We start from the raw sequence: 966 nt of genomic DNA, 5'->3' as shown, positions 1-966 counted from the left end.
TGCTGCGCGTATTGAACTCGTCGTCAAAGGTTAGCTTGTAACCTGACAGATCCAGCATGAATGTATTCCCCAAACAAAAGGCAAGATGCGGATCTTTGTCCGTGTTATAAGAAATCTTGCCCGCAACTTTCTGCCGATCGAAATCGGCAGGCGGCGTGATTAGTACTGTTTTCCTATTTTTAACACTGTGGAAACATTAATTACATGGTTGCGCTGCTGTCAAGCTTCTGTGATGGCGGCCTGCGCCCGGACTGCCGTCGCACCTCGGAGAAACGGGTTTTGAGAGGCGCAGAGATAGGCGTCCCCAATATCCGAATGGCGTGGGAAATTCGGTCGGCCCGATGGCCGAACGGTTACCTAGACATCATCGGGCACCACTAGACCGGCAGGTGTGAAATCTTGCTCGCTTGGGCTCGATGCCGGGTGGCGAAGGAGAGTCTCCACGAGTTCGCTCGTGAACTCCGGTTGGGTCCGCGAGCGACTGTCTATCGTCTGCCCAATGAAGCGACGGGGCAAATTTCAGCGGGGATCAACGCGGCGAGCTGGTGCAACCGGGCGAACAAGCCATGAATGTGCCGCTGCGCAGACGACATCCGGCTCCCGCATCTCGCCCTATCGTCCGCAGCATTAACCTTAAATTAACCCTTCGAAACCTTTCTGGGCCTATAACATAGGTTTCAATATCTCTGCATTGGCAGAGGATTATCTGCTGTCTAGGGGGCAATTCGGATGGTCGATCTGACGGGCTACAAGCTCACATTCGACGACGAGTTCAACACCCGCAGCATCTCGCAAACAGGTGCTGGAACCACGTATGCCGACATCCGCCCGGGTTGGCGCTACGATGCCAACTCCGACATCGGCTTCGGCAAGTCGTCGTTCGTCGACCCCGCCTCCGGCTACGACCCGTTCAGCGTCAAGGACGGTGCGCTCACCATCACGGCCGTGCACGACCGCACCCAGTCG

Annotated in this window: 1 pseudogene; it reads left to right on the top strand. The window is 56.1% G+C overall.

The annotated features are described in order from the left end of the window. Nucleotides 1-729: 729 nt before the first annotated feature. Nucleotides 730-966: pseudogene (locus tag MFF58_RS31780) on the top strand (1,3-beta-glucanase); the annotation flags it as partial.

The organism is Methylobacterium longum (assembly GCF_022179385.1).
GTDB classification, from domain to species: domain Bacteria; phylum Pseudomonadota; class Alphaproteobacteria; order Rhizobiales; family Beijerinckiaceae; genus Methylobacterium; species Methylobacterium longum.
This window is presented reverse-complemented; position numbering and strand designations above follow the sequence as displayed.